Source organism: Bacillus cereus group sp. BfR-BA-01355, from assembly GCF_022663675.1.
In the GTDB taxonomy this organism is placed as follows: domain Bacteria; phylum Bacillota; class Bacilli; order Bacillales; family Bacillaceae_G; genus Bacillus_A; species Bacillus_A thuringiensis_S.
Genome location: NZ_JAKUFY010000307.1, coordinates 1 through 480 on the forward strand (window position 1 = coordinate 1; position 480 = coordinate 480).

A 480-nucleotide genomic window follows, 5' to 3' on the forward strand; every position below is an offset into this window, starting at 1 on the left:
TCCGTTGCAAAATCAACGATTCCACGACTTACTTTGTGGTCTTGGTCTTGCATCCATCTTTGTTCTTTATCATCAAGTTGACGAAGGGCATTCAGTTTCTTAGCTTCTCCTAATTTCTTGCGAACACTGCGAAACTTACGTTTCATAAATTTATTTTGCCTACCGTTCCCGAAGAAACGAACTTTATCATCATCTGTGATAGCTACCGCAGGAACTTTGAGACCTAAGTCTACTCCTAAAATCTTTGTTCCCGTTTTTTCGTTTGTAGGAATCGTGACAGATATTTGAGCAATCCATTTAGCAGATTTCTTCGTGATACGAAGTGTACCTAACTTGTGCTTCAACAATTCGAAATTGCGATTATATTTGTCGATTAATAAAGCGCGAACCTTTAAACGAGTTGACTTTCCGTTTACCATAAACGGAATTGAAATGTGTGTGAAGTCAAATGAATAGTTTTGGTTATTCCATACACAAACA

The 480-nt window shown here is 37.5% G+C and carries 1 protein-coding gene; it reads right to left on the minus strand.

Annotation, left to right across the window (positions count from 1 at the left end):
- Nucleotides 1–480 (minus strand): nuclease/transposase family protein (locus tag MR167_RS33805; protein WP_481746713.1); only part of this gene is annotated, 480 nt, incomplete at both ends.